This window comes from Streptomyces sp. ERV7 (genome assembly GCF_001653515.1).
GTDB lineage: Bacteria > Actinomycetota > Actinomycetes > Streptomycetales > Streptomycetaceae > Streptomyces.
Map to the genome: position 1 here is coordinate 673,737 of NZ_LYOY01000001.1, position 17,088 is coordinate 690,824.

The 17,088-nt window shown below is 71.8% G+C and carries 16 protein-coding genes and 1 pseudogene; 9 read left to right on the forward strand and 8 right to left on the reverse strand.

Annotated features, from left to right (window positions below; all coding sequences use genetic code 11):
• The first annotated feature begins 4 nt into the window (after window positions 1-4).
• Genes A8W25_RS02985 through mug form a run of 3 tightly spaced genes read left to right on the forward strand, consistent with a single transcriptional unit; the run spans window position 5 to window position 2,911 of the window.
• Window positions 5-832: an SGNH/GDSL hydrolase family protein gene (locus A8W25_RS02985; RefSeq protein WP_067155259.1), complete on the forward strand. Its 828-nt coding sequence runs from the start codon at window positions 5-7 to the stop codon at window positions 830-832.
• 59 nt (window positions 833-891) lie between these two features.
• On the forward strand, window positions 892-2,334 hold the full coding sequence (gene purB, locus A8W25_RS02990; RefSeq protein ID WP_199831649.1) for an adenylosuccinate lyase: 1,443 nt from the start codon (window positions 892-894) through the stop codon (window positions 2,332-2,334).
• 40 nt (window positions 2,335-2,374) lie between these two features.
• Entirely contained in the window at window positions 2,375-2,911 is a 537-nt protein-coding gene (gene mug, locus A8W25_RS02995) for a G/U mismatch-specific DNA glycosylase (protein WP_067155264.1), read from the forward strand.
• A 206-nt stretch (window positions 2,912-3,117) separates the two neighbouring features.
• Here mug and A8W25_RS33790 read toward each other — a convergent pair whose 3' ends face one another.
• From A8W25_RS33790 to A8W25_RS03015, 4 genes are all read right to left on the reverse strand, one after another.
• Window positions 3,118-3,519, reverse strand: a complete 402-nt coding sequence (locus A8W25_RS33790; protein WP_067155267.1) for a hypothetical protein — start codon at window positions 3,517-3,519, stop codon at window positions 3,118-3,120.
• Between the two features lie 104 nt (window positions 3,520-3,623).
• Window positions 3,624-4,061, reverse strand: coding sequence for a hypothetical protein (locus A8W25_RS03005; RefSeq protein WP_067155270.1), 438 nt, complete (start codon window positions 4,059-4,061; stop codon window positions 3,624-3,626).
• 124 nt (window positions 4,062-4,185) lie between these two features.
• On the reverse strand, window positions 4,186-4,932 hold the full coding sequence (locus tag A8W25_RS03010) for an ABC transporter permease (RefSeq protein WP_067155273.1): 747 nt from the start codon (window positions 4,930-4,932) through the stop codon (window positions 4,186-4,188).
• 3 nt (window positions 4,933-4,935) lie between these two features.
• Window positions 4,936-5,985, reverse strand: coding sequence for an ABC transporter ATP-binding protein (locus tag A8W25_RS03015; RefSeq protein ID WP_079125771.1), 1,050 nt, complete (start codon window positions 5,983-5,985; stop codon window positions 4,936-4,938).
• A 107-nt stretch (window positions 5,986-6,092) separates the two neighbouring features.
• Between A8W25_RS03015 and A8W25_RS03020 the strand changes: the two genes are divergently transcribed.
• The 3 genes from A8W25_RS03020 to A8W25_RS03030 all read left to right on the forward strand — a co-directional run bounded on the left by A8W25_RS03020 (window position 6,093) and on the right by A8W25_RS03030 (window position 9,166).
• Window positions 6,093-7,265, forward strand: a complete 1,173-nt coding sequence (locus A8W25_RS03020) for a sensor histidine kinase (protein ID WP_067155276.1) — start codon at window positions 6,093-6,095, stop codon at window positions 7,263-7,265.
• A gap of 4 nt (window positions 7,266-7,269) precedes the next feature.
• Window positions 7,270-7,920: a response regulator transcription factor gene (locus A8W25_RS03025; RefSeq protein ID WP_067155279.1), complete on the forward strand. Its 651-nt coding sequence runs from the start codon at window positions 7,270-7,272 to the stop codon at window positions 7,918-7,920.
• An 88-nt stretch (window positions 7,921-8,008) separates the two neighbouring features.
• Window positions 8,009-9,166 carry an ROK family transcriptional regulator gene (locus A8W25_RS03030; RefSeq protein WP_067155283.1) on the forward strand — a complete coding sequence of 386 codons (1,158 nt, stop codon included), beginning with the start codon at window positions 8,009-8,011 and terminating at the stop codon, window positions 9,164-9,166.
• A gap of 6 nt (window positions 9,167-9,172) precedes the next feature.
• On the opposite strand, the gene A8W25_RS03035 is transcribed toward A8W25_RS03030, so the two are convergent.
• A complete protein-coding gene (locus A8W25_RS03035) occupies window positions 9,173-9,934 on the reverse strand; it encodes a GntR family transcriptional regulator (protein WP_067155286.1) in 762 nt (253 codons plus the stop codon).
• Window positions 9,935-10,185: 251 nt separating this feature from the next.
• A complete protein-coding gene (sigJ, locus tag A8W25_RS03040; RefSeq protein WP_067155289.1) occupies window positions 10,186-11,094 on the reverse strand; it encodes an RNA polymerase sigma factor SigJ in 909 nt (302 codons plus the stop codon).
• Between the two features lie 196 nt (window positions 11,095-11,290).
• On the opposite strand from sigJ, the gene A8W25_RS03045 reads away from it, so the two are divergent.
• Entirely contained in the window at window positions 11,291-12,121 is an 831-nt protein-coding gene (locus A8W25_RS03045) for an alpha/beta fold hydrolase (protein WP_067155293.1), read from the forward strand.
• A 51-nt stretch (window positions 12,122-12,172) separates the two neighbouring features.
• On the opposite strand, the pseudogene A8W25_RS31860 reads toward A8W25_RS03045, so the two are convergent.
• Window positions 12,173-13,066, reverse strand: a pseudogene (locus A8W25_RS31860) (DMT family transporter); the annotation flags it as partial.
• Here A8W25_RS31860 and A8W25_RS03055 point away from each other — a divergent pair.
• Entirely contained in the window at window positions 13,057-14,526 is a 1,470-nt protein-coding gene (locus A8W25_RS03055; protein ID WP_079125772.1) for a PLP-dependent aminotransferase family protein, read from the forward strand. The pseudogene A8W25_RS31860 and the gene A8W25_RS03055 sit on opposite strands and share 10 nt — an antisense overlap.
• A gap of 96 nt (window positions 14,527-14,622) precedes the next feature.
• On the opposite strand, the gene A8W25_RS03060 is transcribed toward A8W25_RS03055, so the two are convergent.
• Window positions 14,623-15,036 carry a VOC family protein gene (locus A8W25_RS03060; protein ID WP_067155303.1) on the reverse strand — a complete coding sequence of 138 codons (414 nt, stop codon included), beginning with the start codon at window positions 15,034-15,036 and terminating at the stop codon, window positions 14,623-14,625.
• Window positions 15,037-15,350: 314 nt separating this feature from the next.
• On the opposite strand from A8W25_RS03060, the gene A8W25_RS03065 reads away from it, so the two are divergent.
• Entirely contained in the window at window positions 15,351-16,934 is a 1,584-nt protein-coding gene (locus A8W25_RS03065) for an alkaline phosphatase D family protein (protein ID WP_067155306.1), read from the forward strand.
• The last annotated feature ends 154 nt before the right edge of the window (window positions 16,935-17,088 follow it).

Sequence of the window (17,088 nt, forward strand, 5' to 3'; positions counted from 1 at the left end):
CGCCATGGAGATGAATGCCAGCTACACAAGCTTTGTCGCAGTCGGTGATTCCTTTACCGAGGGCATGTCCGACCTCCTGCCCGACGGCTCCTACCGCGGCTGGGCGGATCTGCTCGCTTCCCGGCTCGCCGCCCGGACGCCCGGCTTCCGCTACGCCAATCTCGCCGTGCGCGGAAAGCTCATCGGCCAGATCGTCGAGGAGCAGGTCGAGCCCGCGGCCGCGATGAAGGCGGACGTGGTGACCCTGGTGGGCGGCCTCAACGACGCCCTGCGCCCCAAGTGCGACATGGGCAGGGTGCGCGGGCTGCTCACCGAGGCCGTCGAGAAGCTGGCGCCCTCCTGCGGCCAACTCGTCCTGATGCGCAGCCCCGGCCGCAACGGCCCGGTGATGGAACGCTTCCGCCCCCGCATGGAAGAGCTCTTCTCCTACGTCGAGGACCTCGCCGCCCAGCACGACGCCCTCGTCGTCGACCTGTACGGCGCGGCCGTCCTCGGCGATCCGCGGGTGTGGGACGTCGACCGGCTCCATCTGACCGGGGAGGGGCACCGCCGGGTCGCCGAGGCGGTCTGGCAGAAGCTCGGCCTCCCGGCCGAGGACGACTGGCTCGCCCCGCTGCCGCACGGACCGCGGCCGCGCTGGGCGACGCGCCGCGTGGCCGACGCCCGGTTCGCCCGGCAGCATCTGGCCCCGTGGATCGGCCGCCGGCTCACCGGCCGGTCCTCGGGCGACGGCCGCCCGGCGAAGCGCCCCGACCTCCTGCCGTACGACACGACCCCGCCCGCCGCCGGAGGACCGAGGACGGCGTCCGGCGACGTGACCGGGCTCTCGTAGCAAGCCACAAACCGGGCCGGGGCGCTGGCCTGCAGAAATCGCCAGTAGAATCTGGACACGTGACTGCTGTGTCTGCGAAGCCTCGCATCCCCAATGTCCTGGCCGGCCGCTACGCCTCCACGGAGCTGGCCGTCCTCTGGTCCCCCGAGCAGAAGGTGAAGCTGGAGCGCCAGCTGTGGCTCGCCGTGCTGCGCGCGCAGAAGGACCTCGGGATCGAGGTGCCGGACGCCGCCCTCGCCGACTACGAGCGCGTACTCGACCAGGTCGACCTCGCGTCGATCGCCGAGCGCGAGAAGGTCACCCGCCACGATGTGAAGGCGCGGATCGAGGAGTTCAACGCCCTCGCCGGCCACGAGCAGGTCCACAAGGGCATGACCTCCCGCGACCTGACCGAGAACGTCGAGCAGCTCCAGATCCGGCTCTCCCTGGAGCTGATGCGCGACCGGACGGTGGCCGTCCTCGCCCGGCTCGGCAAGCTCTCCGGCGAGTACGCCGAGCTGGTCATGGCGGGCCGCTCGCACAACGTCGCCGCGCAGGCCACCACCCTGGGCAAGCGCTTCGCCACCGCCGCCGACGAGCTGCTCGTCGCCTACGGCCGTCTGGAGGAGCTGCTCGCCCGCTACCCGCTGCGCGGCATCAAGGGCCCGGTCGGCACCGCCCAGGACATGCTCGATCTGCTCGGCGGCGACGCCTCGAAGCTCGCCGAGCTCGAACAGCGCATCGCCGGGCACCTCGGCTTCGCCCACGCCTTCACCTCCGTCGGTCAGGTCTATCCCCGCTCGCTCGACTACGACGTCGTCACCGCCCTGGTGCAGCTCGCCGCCGCGCCCTCCTCGGTCGCCAAGACGATCCGTCTGATGGCCGGACACGAGCTGGTCACCGAGGGCTTCAAGCCCGGCCAGGTCGGCTCGTCCGCGATGCCGCACAAGATGAACACCCGCTCCTGCGAGCGCGTCAACGGCCTCATGGTCATCCTGCGCGGCTACGCCTCGATGACCGGCGAGCTCGCGGGCGACCAGTGGAACGAGGGCGACGTCTCCTGCTCGGTCGTCCGCCGGGTCGCGCTGCCCGACGCGTTCTTCGCCTTCGACGGCCTGCTCGAGACCTTCCTCACCGTGCTCGACGAGTTCGGCGCCTTCCCCGCCGTCGTGGCCCGCGAGCTGGACCGCTACCTTCCGTTCCTGGCCACCACCAAGGTGCTGATGGCGGCGGTGCGCGCCGGTGTCGGCCGCGAGGCCGCGCACGAGGTCATCAAGGAGCACGCCGTCGCCTCCGCCCTGGCCATGCGCGAGCAGGGTGCCGAGCGCAACGAACTCCTCGACAAGCTGGCCGCCGACGACCGCATGCCGCTCGACCGCGCCCAGCTCGACACCCTGATGGCCGACAAGCTGTCCTTCACCGGCGCCGCGGGCGACCAGGTCGCCGTTCTGGTCTCCCGTATCGAGGAGATCGTCAAGCAGCACCCGGCCGCCGCCGCGTACGCCCCCGGCTCGATCCTCTGATCCGGGCCCTGGCCATCCACGGTTCCGCCGGGACCACCCGATGACTCCCGAGGAGCTCCAGGCCGCCCGCGACAACGTCATCCCCGACGTGATCGCGGGCGGTCTGTCCGTGCTCTTCTGCGGCATCAACCCGAGCCTGATGTCCGGCGCCACCGGCCACCACTTCGCCCGCCCGGGCAACCGCTTCTGGCCGGTCCTGCACCTCTCGGGCTTCACCCCGCGCCAGTTGAAGCCCTGGGAGCAGAACGAGTTGCTCACCTACGGCCTCGGCATCACCAACGTCGTCGCCCGTGCCACCGCCCGGGCCGACGAGCTGAACGCCGAGGAGTTCCGCGAGGGCGGCCGCATCCTCACCGCCAAGGTCGAACAACTCCGCCCGCGCTACCTCGCCGTGGTCGGCGTCACCGCCTATCGCACCGCTTTCGACGACCGCAAGGCCCGGATAGGCCCCCAGACCCGCACGATCGGCGAGACCCGCGTCTGGGCCCTCCCCAACCCCAGCGGTCTCAACGCCCACTGGACGGCCCAGACGATGGCCGAAGAGTACGGCCGCCTCCGAGCGGCAGCGGACGCCTGAGCGCTCCACTGGCAATCTGACAATGCGGTGGCTTCGGCTACGGCCGCGTGTCATGCACCCGTTGGCGATGTGTCGCAAACCCTCTCATCCAGGGAGATGACGGCCCCGCCCGATCGGGCCGCGCCCGGGACTCACCCGGCCCGACCACCGCGCCGGCGCCCGACACCGTCGCTCTCCGGACCACCGCCGCGCCCAACCTCCTTCCGTCACCCCGCTGCTTGCGGCCCCCGCCTTCGCAGACGGATGTCGGTGTCCATGGCATAGCTCTGCGTCCAGGTGCGGCCCGCGTCCGACTTCCAGGTGACATGCGCCGTGGAGATGGCCTCGTCCACCTTGACCCGGTCCACGGTCATCGACCGGTCGCCGTCCCTGACATCGCCTCGCCGCAGGTCCTGCGCCTTGACCGAGACGGGCTCGCTCGGCGCCAAGTTCTCCGCCTCGTCCGCCGCCCGCACCAGCGCCGTCGCCAGCTCCCGGGCCTGCGCGGGGGTGAACTCGCCCACCGAAGCCTCACCACCGCCCGCGTAGCCGGTCATCTGCACCACGCCGTCCGCCACGACGGACACCTCCGTCGTACCGCCGCCCAGATCCGCCACTGCGTACGTCATCACGATCTCCTCACCCGCCGGCAGGAGACGGCGACGCACACGGACGTTACGCCACCTCGGCCCACCGGCCCGTCACCCGGCAGCCCCCGCCCCGCCCTCGCCTCTCACGGCGGGTCGACCTCCGTCACCACTGCCATCAGCTGGAACTCCAGTTCCGTGTCCCACTGCGAGACCCCGACGGCCACCCAACGGCCGTCCGCCCGCCAGAGATGGAGGTATGGAACGCTGTTGCTCAGCTCGTCCCACGGCTCGGCTATCTCCTCCCCTTCCATGCCCCGGGTCAGCACGCTCCAGAGGCTGAACATCTGCGCGGCACCCCATCGCGCGCTCAGCAGCGCGGCGAGGGCCTCGCACTCCGCTTCGTACTGCTCCTGCACTTCGACGCGTCTGCTGCCGTCGTCGTCCCAGAAGTCCTCGCTGGTACTGAGCTCCACCAGGTGGTAGCCGGGTCCGCTGGTGATCGCCCCCGACCTGCCGCGCTCCGCGGGGAAGTCACGGACGCGCAGCAGGTCGATGACGTCGAGATGCCGTGCGGTGGTCATACGGTCAGTAAACCCGCCGCCACTGACAATTGGTCTCTCAGAGCCTGTCTTTGAACCCCCGTCGTCCGCCCGGAGGGCGGGCGCAGCGGCGGTCGGTGCGCAGGCGGGGGTCAAAGACAGGCTCTCAGGCGTCCCGCCGCCGCAGCGCCCACCAGCCCGCCGCCACGACGAGCCCGCTCCACGCGGCGAGCACCGCCATACCGCTCCAGGCCCCCAACGGCCCGTCCGGGTGGAGCAGCAGGATCTGCTGACCCGCCCGGTCCGGCAGGAAGTCCGCGGCGCCACCGCCCTGCGAGACGTCCCCGACGACGAAGGGCACGATCAGGAACAGCGGTACCAGCACGCTCATGGCTCCGGTGACACTGCGCAGCAGGGCCGCGAGGCCTGCGGCCAGCAGGCTGAGCAGGGCGAGGTAGCAGGCACAGCCGACCACCGCGCGAAGTGCCCCCGGATCGGCTATCCCTATGCCGAACCCCTTGTCCATGAGCGCTTGGCCGGACAGGAACGAGGTCAGACTGGTGACGAGGCCGACGACGAGGACAAGACCACCGATCATGGCCAGCTTCGCCCCGTAGAACAGCCCCCGGTTGGGCACGGCGCCGAGCGAGACGCGTATCCCTCCGTTCTTGTACTCCGCGGCCATCGCGGTCGCCCCGAAAGTGAGCGCCGCCATCTGCCCGAAGTTGAGGCCGTAGTACGAGAACAGGACGGGGTCGAAGTCGGTGCTGTCGGGCTCCGGGCGTCCCAGCGTGGCGCAGACCAGGACGGTCAGTCCGGCGGTGGCCAGGAACACGGATATCAGCGAGCCGACGAGGGACCGCAGCGAGCGGACCTTGATCCACTCGGCCTGGAGAACTGCGGGGAACGACACGGCTCATACCTCCTGGTCGGCGGCCGGACGGACAGAACGGTCAGATTTAAGCGAACCGACTGAATGAGACGAGTCGGCTGAATTGGCTGCATGGGGGAAACGGTTGGACGGGTTGGGGCGAGTGGCGCGGGCGGCGCTGTCGGACGAGAGGGATGCGAACTCCGCCTCGTCTGCCGTCAGGTCGAGATAGGCCTGCTCCAGCGTTGCCTCCTCCGTGGCCAGTTCGAGGATCGGGATGCCCTCCGCCGCGGCGAGGGGTCCCACGTCCTCGACCCGTGCGCCCTCGACGATCCAGCGGCCGTCCTCACCCTGGACGGGTACGAAGCCCCGCGAGGCCAGAACAGTGCGCAGGCGGCTGTCTTCAGTGGTCCGCAGGCGCACTCGCGGTTGGATACGGGAGTCGATGAAGTCCTGCATGGGCGTGTCCGCCAGCAGCCGTCCCCGGCCGAGGACGATCAGGTGGTCGGCGAACGAGGCGGTCTCGTTCATCAGATGGCTGGAGACCAGGACGGCTCGACCCTGCCGTGCCAGATCGCGCATCAACTCCCTTATCCAGATGATCCCTTCCGGGTCGAGGCCGTTGGAGGGCTCGTCGAGGATCAGCACCGAGGGGTCGCCGAGCAGGGCCGCGGCGATCCCGAGCCGCTGGCGCATACCAAGGGAGAAGGTCTTGATGCGTCGGCTCGCCACACGGGCGATGCCCGCCTCCTCCAGCACCTCGTCGACACGTCGGGACGGTATTCGGTTGCTGGCGGCGAGGGCCCGCAGATGGTTCCGTGCGGTGCGCGAGCCGTGCGCGGCCTGGGCGTCGAGGAGCGCGCCGACGTGGCGCAGCGGCTCCTCGTACTCCGCGTACGCGCGGCCGCCGAGAGTGGCGGTACCCGAGGTCGGCCGATCCAGGCCGAGCACGAGGCGTATGGTGGTGGACTTGCCGGCGCCGTTGGGGCCGAGGAAGCCGGTGACCTGGCCGGGCCGCACGCTGAATGTCAGGCGGTCCACGGCGCGGGTGGTTCCGTACTCCTTGGTGAGCTGCTGGACGTCGATGCTGGTCATGTCTCAACATTCGCCGTCCCGGCAGGTCCAGGGCCTCCCCCGTGCGAGGGGATCATCTCCCCCGCACGGGGGAGCCGCGGCGATCCGGGCGCTGGCACGATGGCGACATGTTCCGCTTTCTCCGCCCGCTGGGCCGCTCCGTGACGTACACGCGATGGCTGCATCTCGCGATGCCCGCCACGGTGTACGGCATTTGGCTGTTCATCGATACGAAAAGGCCCTATGTCCCGTTTCTCGCTCTGCTGTTGATAGGGCTGATACCGGCCGCGCGTCTGGCCGAGGGAATACAGGCCCAGTTGCTCCTCGTGCCGAAGGAGCGGGGCCGGCATGACGCAACCGTCTCCGCCGCGTCGTCGGCCAGTTGGGCCGAGCGGTGGCGGACGGTCGCCTGGCTGGAGATACGTCTGGCGCTCGCCCTGGTGACCATGGCCATATCGGTGTGGCTCCCCGTGATCACCTATGAGCTGTTGACCGCACCCGCGGGCAGCGGCCCGCAGGGGATTCCCGTCCTGCGCGACGCGGCACCCCACTGGTGGTGGTGGGCGCTGGCTCCGCTGCCCCTCCTCGTCATGCTCGGCTGTGTCGCGGCCCTCGGAGAGCTCAATGCCGCTGTCGCCCGGCGACTGCTCGGCCCGTCGAAGGAGGAGCGGCTGACCGCGCTGGAGGAGCGGACCGAGCGGCTGCTCGAACGTAATCGGATCGCGCGCGAGATCCATGACTCGATCGGGCATGCGCTCACCGTCGCGGTGGTGCAGGCCGGTGCCGCCCGGGCGGCGGGGGATCCGGCGTTCACGGCCCGGGCGCTGGCCGCGATCGAGGAGACGGGCCGGGCGGCGCTGGACGATCTGGAGCGCGTTCTGCTGGTGCTGCGCGAGAGCGGGGGTCCGGTGGGACAGCGGCCGACGCTCGACGAGGCCGACCGGCTGCTCGAATCGGCGCGGGCATCTGGGGCGAAGGTGGAGTCCGAGTTGAGCGGCCCTCTGGCCCTGGTGCCGGGCCCGGTCTCCCGGGAGGGATACCGGATCCTCCAGGAGGCGCTGACCAATGTGCTGCGGCACTCAGGACCGGTGCCCGTAAGGGTGCGGATAGCTGTGCTGGGAGAGCGATTGGAGCTCGATGTGACGAATCCACTGCCGGGTTCGACGCCCAGGGTGCAGGGCGGCAGCGGCCTGCGCGGCATACGTGAACGGGCGGCACTGCTGGGCGGCGAGGCCCGGTCGGGTCCGCACGAGGGGGAATGGAGGGTGCGCGTCCGGCTGCCGCTGGACGGCCTACGCTGACCGGATGCCGGTTACCGTTCTTCTCGTCGACGACGAACCCCTGGTCCGAGCGGGTCTGCGTGCCGTTCTGGAGGCCCAGCCCGACATCGAAGTGGTGGGTGAGGCCGCCGATGGCGCCGCAGTCATCCCGCTGGTACGCCGGCTGCGCCCCGACGTGGTGGCGATGGATGTGCGGATGCCGCTGCTCGACGGGATAGAAGCCACCAGGGCGGTGTTGCGCACGGTGCAGGATCCGCCGAAGATCCTGGTGGTCACGACGTTCGAGAACGACGAGTACGTGTACGAGGCTCTGCGGGCCGGTGCCGACGGGTTCCTTCTGAAGCGGGCCCGGCCCGCCGAGATCGTGCACGCGGTGCGGCTGGTCGCGGAGGGCGAGTCGCTGCTGTTCCCGGCAGCGGTCCGGTCGCTCGCGGCCGAGTACGGCAACCGGGACGCCCGGGTGGCGCTGGACAAGGCGGCGCTCACCGAGCGTGAGGCGGCCGTTCTGCGGCTGATGGCCCGCGGGCTCAACAACGCGGAGATCGCCGCCCGGCTGATCGTCGGCACCGAGACGGTGAAGACCCATGTCAGCGCCGTGCTGGCCAAATTGGGTGCCCGGGACCGGACCCAGGCGGTCATCGCGGCGTACGAGTCGGGATTCGTGGCTCCGAGCTGATGCGTCTCCGTGACCATCCGCCACTCGCCGTATACCTGACCAGCGAGTACGATCCGGCAGACACGCGTACGAGCTGGGAGGACACACGTTGGGGCGGCTGACCGGCGGGGATCCCTCTCTGCTGCGGCGGATCAATTCCGCAGTGGTTCTCCATGCACTGCGTGGGGCGGAATCTCCCACTCTGACCGATCTGACCCGGATCACCGGTCTCTCGAGGCCGACGGTCGAGGGTGTGGTCGAGGGGCTCATGGAGGGCGGACTCGTCGTCGAGTCGGCTCCCGAGGAGGGCGAGGCGCGCCGTCAGGGCCGCCCCGCACGCCGGTTCAGGTTCCGGGCCGAGGCGGGCCATCTGCTGGGCATCGAGATCGGCCCGCACCGGGTGGCGGCGCTGCTGTCCGGGCTCGACGGGCGGATCGTGGGCGCCGGGACCCGTGAGGTGTCCGAGACGGCCTCCGCCGATGAGCGTCTGGAGCGGGTCCGAGCCACGGTGGCCGATCTGCTGCGGCGGGCCGGAGTGGCGCGCAGTTCACTCCGCGCGGTCGGTGTCGGCAGCCCCGGGATAGTGGAGGCCGACGGCACCGTTCGGCTGGGGACGGCGCTGCCCGAGTGGACCGGGCTGCCCCTGGGCGAGCGGCTGCGGCGGTCGTTCCGCTGCCCGGTGCTGGTCGAGAACGACGCCAACGCGGCGGCCGTGGCCGAGCACTGGAAGGGCGCGGCGACGGACTCCGACGACATCGTCTTCGTCATGGCCGGGCTGAGTCCCGGCGCGGGGTCGCTGATAGGCGGGCGGCTGCACCGGGGCTTCGGCGGCGCGGCCGGCGAGATCGGCGCGCTGCATCTGCTGGGCCGCGATGTGACGCCGGAGAAGCTGCTGTCGACGACCGGGGAGCCGCTGCACCCGCTGGACGAGCAGGCGGTCGCGGATGTCTTCGCGCTGGCCAAGCGGGGCGACAGCGGCGCGCAGGAGGCGGTCGAACGGTTCATCCAGCGGCTGGTCCACGATGTGGCGGCCCTGGTGCTCGCGCTCGACCCGGAGCTGGTGGTCGTCGGCGGCTGGGCGGCGGGGATCGACGGAGTACTCGATCCGCTGCGGCAGGAGCTGGCTCGGTACTGCCTTCGGCCACCGCGTGTGGCGCTGTCCCTGCTCGGGGAAGCGGCGGTGGCGACCGGTGCGCTGAGGCTCGCGCTCGACCATGTCGAAGAGCAGTTGTTCGCGGTCGAGGGCACGGTGACGGCTCGCCGCTGAGCGGTGTCAGGAGGCCTGGCGGTGGCCGTCGTGGCTGATCTGCACGTCACCCGAGTCGCCGAAGGTGAGGCGGCAGGTGTCGGCGCGGTAGGTCGCCACCGAGACGGCGACGGTCCGGCCGCGCGAGAAGTAGCGCGTGGTCACGACCAGGACGGGCGCGCCCGGCAGCCGGTCGAGCTCCTTGGCGTCGTCGGCGCGGGCCGAGCCGAGCTCGACCGCGCGGTCCTGGCCCTCCAGGTCGAGGCGCTGGAGCTCGCGCAGCACGCTGCGCGCGCGGGCCGGTCCGGACGGCGCGTCGATCGCGGTGAGGTCCGGCACGGAGGACGCCGGTACGTAGAGGAGCTCGGCGGCGACGGGCTGGCCGTGCGTGGTGCGGATCCGGCGGACGGTGTGCACCTCCGCGAGGGGCTCGGCGTCGAGGAGCCGGGCCGCCGCGAGCGGCGGGGTGGCGACGGCGCAGTCGACGGCCTGCCAGGCATCGCCGGCGGTGCCGGGCCAGTCGTGCTGCTCGGTGCCGACGGAGACGCCCACGCGCGGCGGGGCGACGGTCGTGCCGACGCCGCGGCGGCGCTGCAGCCTGCCTTCGAGTTCGAGCTGCTCCAGAGCCTGGCGGAGCGTGGCGCGCGCGACGCCGAAACGGGCGGCCAGCTCACGCTCGTTGGGCAGGATCTCTCCCACCGCGAAGTCCGAGTCGAGCGCCTCGCTCAGCACGGTCTTGAGGTGCCAGTACTTCGGCTCCGGCACCGTTTCCAGCTGCGTGGTCCCCACCCTGTCCTCCGCAATCGCCGTGCCCCGGCGGCTTTTCTGCGCCCTTGTTTATTAAAGGTTCCTGCACTAACTCTGCGACCATAGGGCGGCACACCCCCTTGGTCAAGACCAATCCTCGTTCCGTTACGGAACGAATCCGACCCCTGGCGCAGAGCGTTCACACGACGTTCGCGGTCCCGTGAGCAGGGCGCAGCAAAGCGCCCCGTGCCCGGATCCGGGCACGGGGTCGTGACTCCTGGGGTGCGTGAGGATTAACAGGGTGACTGGTCCACGCACTCTGCACGGGTGAGCGCGGTCAGTTTGTCGGGATTCCGTACGACGTAGACGCAGTGGATGCGGCCGTCGAGGACGTCGAGCTGCAACACGCTGTCCGGCTTGCCGTCATAGAGGACCAGTACCGCGGGACCGCCGTTGATCTCGGTGATGCGGAACTCGCCGTCGGGCCCGCCCTCCTGCGACACCGCGTACAGGAAGCGTCCGACCTTGTCGGCGGACTCGATGATCCGCATCGGGGCCTTGGACTTGCCGCCGCTGTCGCCGATGAACCGGACGTCGGGGGCGAGCAGGGAGAGCATGGAGTCCAGGTCGCCGCCGCCCGCGGCGGCCATGAAGCGCTCGGTGAGGTCGCGCCGGTGGGCGGGGTCGACGTCGTAGCGTGGCTTGCGCTCGTCGACATGGCGCCGGGCGCGCCCCGCGAGCTGGCGCACGGCGGGCTCGGAGCGGTCGAGGGTGGCCGCGATCTCCGCGAAGGGGAAGCCGAAGGCCTCGCGCAGGACGAATACCGCCCGCTCCAGCGGCGAGAGCGATTCGAGGACCACCAGAACGGCGAGCGAGACGGAATCGGCCAGCATGGCCTGTTCGACCGTATCCGGCACGACGGGCCCGAATTCGGTCGCGATCAGCTCGGGCAGCCAGGGCCCGACGTACGCCTCGCACCGCGCCTGGATCTGTCTGAGCCGGTCGATGGCGAGCCGGGTGGTGATCCGTACGAGGAAGGCACGCGGGTCGCGCACGTCCTCGCGGTCCCGCGCCGACCAGCGCAGCCATGCCTCCTGCACCACGTCCTCGGCATCGGCCACGCGGCCCAGCATGCGGTAGGCCACGCCCGTGAGGACGGACCTGTGGTCTTCGAAGAGATCGGCGGCGGTGGGGGCAGTCACCGCTCCATCCCAGCCGACCGGCAACCGGCTGTCCAGAAGGAGAACCCGCGCTGTTCGATTCTTCGCCCCTTGCACGGTGTCCGGGACCCGCCTCTTGAACTCCAAGCTACCGAAGGGTAATTGTTGCTGACAGGGCGTCTACCGCGTGCCCGTCGCCGCAGCGCGGCGCCGTCCGTCCACGACCGGGAGCAGCAGCATGGCCGAAGAGGTCTCCTTCACGATCGGCTCCCCCCGGGGCAGCCACACCGCGACCGTCTCCTACCGGCGGGCCGGTTCCGGCGATCCGCTGCTCCTGCTGCACGGCATCGGCCACCACCGCCAGGCCTGGGACCCGGTGTTCGACCTGCTGGCCGCCGAGCGCGACGTCATCGCCGTGGACCTGCCCGGCTTCGGCGAGTCCCCGGCACTGCCCGAGGGCCTCTCGTACGGCCTGTCCACGGTCGTGCCCGTGCTGGGCGCGCTCTGCGAGGAGCTGGGCATCGAACGGCCGCATGTGGCGGGCAACTCCCTCGGCGGGCTGCTGGCCCTGGAGCTGGGGCGCGAGAAGCTCGTACGGTCGGTGACGGCCCTCTCCCCCGCCGGGTTCTGGACCCAGGCGGAGCGCCGCTACGCCTTCGCGACGCTGACCGCGATGCGGCGGGGTGCGAGGCTGCTGCCGCTGCCCGCCATCGAGCGGTTGTCCAGGAGCGTGGCCGGGCGCGCGGCGCTCACGAGCACCATCTACGCGCGCCCCGGGCGCCGTTCACCCGAGGCCGTCGTCGCCGAGACGCTCGCGCTGCGCAACGCGACCGGCTTCGACGAGACCCTGGCCGCCGGGATCGACGTCCGCTTCTGCGACGACGTGACCGGAGTCCCGGTCACCGTCGCCTGGGGCTCCAAGGACCGGCTGCTGCTGCGCCGGCAGGGGATCCGCGCCAAGCACACCGTCCCCGGCGCCCGGCTGGTGCGGCTGCCCGGCTGCGGCCACGTCCCGATGAACGACGATCCCGCCCTGGTCGCGCGCGTCATCCTCGACACCAGCCGCTGAGCCCCCGGGCTTCGGGCGCCGGCCCAGTACACCGGCGCCCAGCGCGACCCCGGCGCCCACCAGCGCACTGCCCGCCGCTTGCGCCGTGCCGTACGCTCCGGCGCCCACCAGCGGGGCGGTGAGCGCGGCCGACACCGGGATGAGGCCGGAGAAGAGCGTGGCCCGTTCGGCGCCGATCCGCTGGACACCCATGTACCAGCAGACGAATCCGACCACGGTGACGACGGCGGCCTGCCACACCAGGGCCGCCGTCTCACCGGCGTCCGGCAGCCGCAGCGCCGCACGGCCGTCCAGGACCAGGGCGAGTACGGCGGACTCGACGGTCGCGACGCCGCACACGGCCGCCGACAGCAGTCGGGGGCCGAGCGGTCGCAACACCGGCACCGCCAGCACCGCGAACCCCACCTCGCCCACCAGCGCGCCCGCCGACCAGGCGATGCCCACCGCGTCGGTGCGCCCCCACCCCTGCACGGTGAAGGCCCCGGCAGCCACCAGAAGCGCTCCGTACAGCACCGGCCGGGTGGGCCGCCGCCCGTCGAGCAGCGGCACGAGGACCGCCACCACGACCGGTGCGCACCCGACGAAGACACCGGGGACGGCGGGCTCGGCCGTGCGCTCGGCGGCCAGCACCGCCAGGTTGAAGCCCACCATGCCGACGGCGGAGACCAGCGCGAGCCGCCCCCACTGCGCCGCGCCGAGGCGGCGGAGCGGGGTGGCGCCGCCCCGGCCGACCAGCGGGAGCAGCAACAGGCACGCGAGGCCGTAGCGCAGGGCCTGACCACCCGCGTGCGGATAGTCGCCGAGGACGCTGTTGGCGGTGAAGGACCCGCCGACGAGGAAGCAGGCGACGGCGGCGAGCGCCGCGCCCCGCAGCTGTGACACGTTCATGGGCCCGACGCTAGGCAGCGCGGTGGTCTTGTTTAAGGTCCACTTCCATGACGTCATCGGGGACCACTTCGCCCTCCGCGCCGGAGGGCGACGACGCGCGGCCGACGTGGAACGCGGCCTGGGAACTACTGCTTCCGGCCGCTGCGGCGCCCGCCCGGCAGCGGGGCCGGATGCTTCAGTCGGCGTTCCGGGAGGCCGTGCGGTCGGGGCGGCTCGCGGCCGGGACGCGGCTGCCGTCGAGCCGTGAGCTCGCCGCCGACCTCGGCGTTTCGCGCGGCCTCGTCACCGAGGCGTACGAGCAGCTCACCGCCGAGGGCTATCTGCGCAGCGACCGGGGCTCGGGCACCTGGGTGGGCGGGGCCGCGCGCGCCGCCGACGCACCACGCGCGCGTGATCTCGCTCCGCGCGACCCGGGAGCGCTGGTCGACTTCCTGCCCGGCACCCCGGACCTGTCGCTGTTCCCTCGTGCCGCCTGGGCCGCCGCGCACAGGGCCGTCCTGGAGCGGCTGCCGCACCGCTCACTGGGCTATCCCGATCCGCGCGGGCTGCCGGAGCTGCGCACCGCGCTGGCCGCGCTGCTGGCCCGGCGGCGCGGAGTGGTCGCCGACCCCGAGCGGATCGTGGTGTGCTCCGGGGTCGCCCAGGCGACGACACTGCTCGGCTTCGCGCTCGGGGAGCGGGGCGAGCGGACCGTGGGCGTCGAGGACCCGGGCAGCCCCGAGCACACCGCGCTGTTCGCCGCCACCGGCGTACGGACCCGGCTGCTGCCGCTGGACGAGGAGGGCCTGGCGATGGGCCCGCTGTACGCGAGCGGGGTACGGGTCGCGGTGACGACCCCGGCTCATCAGTTCCCGTCCGGAATCGCCTACTCCGCGCGTCGGCGGGCCGAACTCCTGGACTGGGCGCGGGCGGTGGACGGGCTGGTCGTCGAGGACGACTACGACGGGGACTTCCGCTACGACAGGGCTCCGGTCGGGGCGCTCCAGGGACTCGATCCGGAGCACGTGGCGTACACCGGGTCGGTGAGCAAGTCGCTCGCTCCCGGCCTTCGGCTCGGCTGGCTGCTCGCGCCGGAGCGACTGACCGGCTCGATCGTCACCCGCAAGCGCACCATGGACCTCGGCAACCCCGCCCTCGACCAGGCGCTGCTCGCGGACTTCCTCACCGGCGGGGCCTACGACCGGCAACTGCGCCGCTGCCAACGCGCCTACCGGGATCGGCGGGACGCGCTGGTCGGCGCGTTGCACGAGCACGTCCCCGGCGCCGAGGTGAGCGGGATCGCGGCCGGGCTGCACATCATCGCCCGACTGCCCGAGCGGTACGGCCCCGAGCCCCGCCTCCTCGAACACGCCGCCCACGCGCGCGTGGCCGTGCGCCCGCTCTCGTACTACAGCTCACGGGGGACGGAAGCGGGCGACGGCGTCTCGCTGGTGCTCGGGTACGCCCATCTGACGCCGTCCGACATCGCGCGCGGGGTACGGCTGCTCGCCGGGGCGGTACGCGCGCGTGGTGCGTGAGTGTTCCGCCGGACCGGCGGGGACGTCCGGGGCCGGCCGCGCCCGAGCGGCGGAGCCGCACAGGTCGCAGCCGCGCACCCCTTGCGGGACCGGCGCCTAGCCGTTGGACCAGCCCCGCACGCACAGCACCAGCCGGTACCCGTCGGGGTCCTCGACCGTCACGCCCCACTCGTTCCAGTACGGGTTGGGCGACTCCACCCGCTTGCCGCCGTGTGCCTCCAGGCGGGCCACCAGATCCTGCGGAACCTCGTCGTCCACGTAGATGACCAGCAGGTCCTCCTCGGTCGGCCGGGGCTCGACGGGAGCGGCCGGCTCGTGGACCAGTTCCAGATGCCAGTCGGCGTCGGGCCAGCCGACCATCAGCAGCGCGTGCTCGCCGGGGGCGGTGCCCTCCGCGTCGTGCCGCCACACGACGTCGAGGCCCAGACCCTCGGCCCAGAAGCGCTCCGCCGCGGCCAGATCGCGCGACGGGCGGGCGATACGGATGTGTGAACGGCCGCCGACGGGCATGGGGGCTCCCTGTGCTCTCGCTTTTGCTGATGTCCGGGGCCGCCGTGCGGGCAGCCTCCACTGAAGGTACCCACCCAAGATCACCACGGCGATCGTCCCCTGGTCCTCGGCCGCTCGCCCTAGGTCGCCCCAGTTCGCCCGGCCGCGGTCGACGGACCTCGGCCGACTCCTTGAAGCACCTGCCCCAGGGCCAACATCCGGTTGTTCACCTGGGGTTCGCACCCGCGCCGCAGCCGGGCAGTAGGCATGGCACGGATCCGCACGCGCCGGACCACACAGCCCTGCCCCGCCACACCGTCCCAGGAGGCGCCTCGATGCCGTACCGCCCTCGGATCCCCTCGCCCAACCGCCGTACCGTACTGAAGGGTTCGCTCGCCGCTTCCGCGGGGCTCGCCCTGCCCGCCGGGCTCGCCACGGCCGCGCCCGCGCTGGCGCTCTCCGGGCGGCCGAGCGCCGACTGGGGTGTGCAGACCGGTGACATCACCGCGTCCTCGGGGCTCGTGTGGGCCCGGTCCGACCGGCCCGCCCGGATGGTCGTGGAGACCTCCGCCACCGAATCGTTCCGCCGCGCGCGCCGATGGCAGGGCCCGCTGCTCGGACCGGGCACCGACTTCACCGGTACGACGCAGTTGCGCGGACTGCCCTCCGGTGAGCAGATCCACTACCGGGTGACGCTCGCCGACCCCGACGACCCGCGCCGTACCGGCAAGCCGGTGTACGGCACGTTCCGTACGGCGCCCGCCTCGCGCCACCAGGACGTGCGCTTCCTGTGGTCCGGCGACATCGCCGGGCAGGGCTGGGGCATCAACCCGGACATCGGCGGCTTCCGCGTCTACGACGAGATGCGGCGGCTCGACCCGGACTTCTTCCTGTCCAGTGGTGACAACATCTACGCGGACGGGGTGATCCTGCCCAGCGTGACGCTGCCCGACGGCCGGGTCTGGCGGAACATCACGACCGAGGAGAAGTCCAAGGTCGCCGAGACCCTGGCCGAGTACCGGGGCAACTTCCGCTACAACCTGCTCGACGAGAACGTACGGCGGTTCAACGCGCAGGTGCCCTCCGTCGTCCAGTGGGACGACCACGAGGTCAGGAACAACTGGTACCCCGGGCAGATCCTGGACGACGCCCGCTACACCGAGAAGAACATCGACGTGCTGGCCGCGCGTTCGCTGCGGGCCTTCAGCGAGTACTTCCCCGTCTCCACGCTGCGGCCGGGCAGCCGGGAGGGGCGCGTGCACCGGGTCGTGCGCCATGGCCCGCTCCTCGATGTGTTCGTGCTCGACATGCGTACGTACCGCGACGCCAACTCCCCCGGACGCCAGGCCGACGACACCGTGGGCATCCTCGGCGCGGAGCAGCTGGAGTGGCTGAAGCGGGAACTCGCGCGCTCGCGGGCGGTCTGGAAGGTGATCGCCGCCGACATGCCGCTCGGCCTGGTCGTCGCCGACGGCCCCGCGAACTTCGAGGCCGTGGCGCAGGGCGACCCGGGTGCGCCGCTGGGGCGCGAGCTCCAGATCGCCGAGCTGCTGCGGTTCATCAAGCACCGCCGGATCACCGGCACCCTGTGGCTGACGGCCGATGTGCACTACACGGCGGCCCAGCACTACGAGCCGTCGCGGGCCGCGTTCAAGGACTTCGCCCCGTTCTGGGAGTTCGTTTCGGGGCCGCTCGCCGCGGGCGGGTTCCCGGCGAACGCGCTCGACGCGACCTTCGGCCCCGACCGGGTCTTCGTCCACGCGCCGGCCACGGCCAACGCCTCCCCGATGGAGACCCCGCCGAACTTCGGCGAGATCGAGATCGACGGCGGCAGCGGCGAGCTGACCGTGCGGCTGCGCGCCCAGGGCGGTTCGGTACTCTTCACCAAGGTCCTCAGGCCGGGGCTGGTGGGCCAGTAGCCGCCTACGGGGGTGCGGGCGGACGCCGGTGACGTCGTACGGACTGCGGCACCGGGACGGTCATTCCGCGCCACAAGCCGTAAGAAACGGCCAGAAAACCACCAGAATCACACTTAACCCATCAGTCACAAAGCGTTCGTGATCACGCAACACC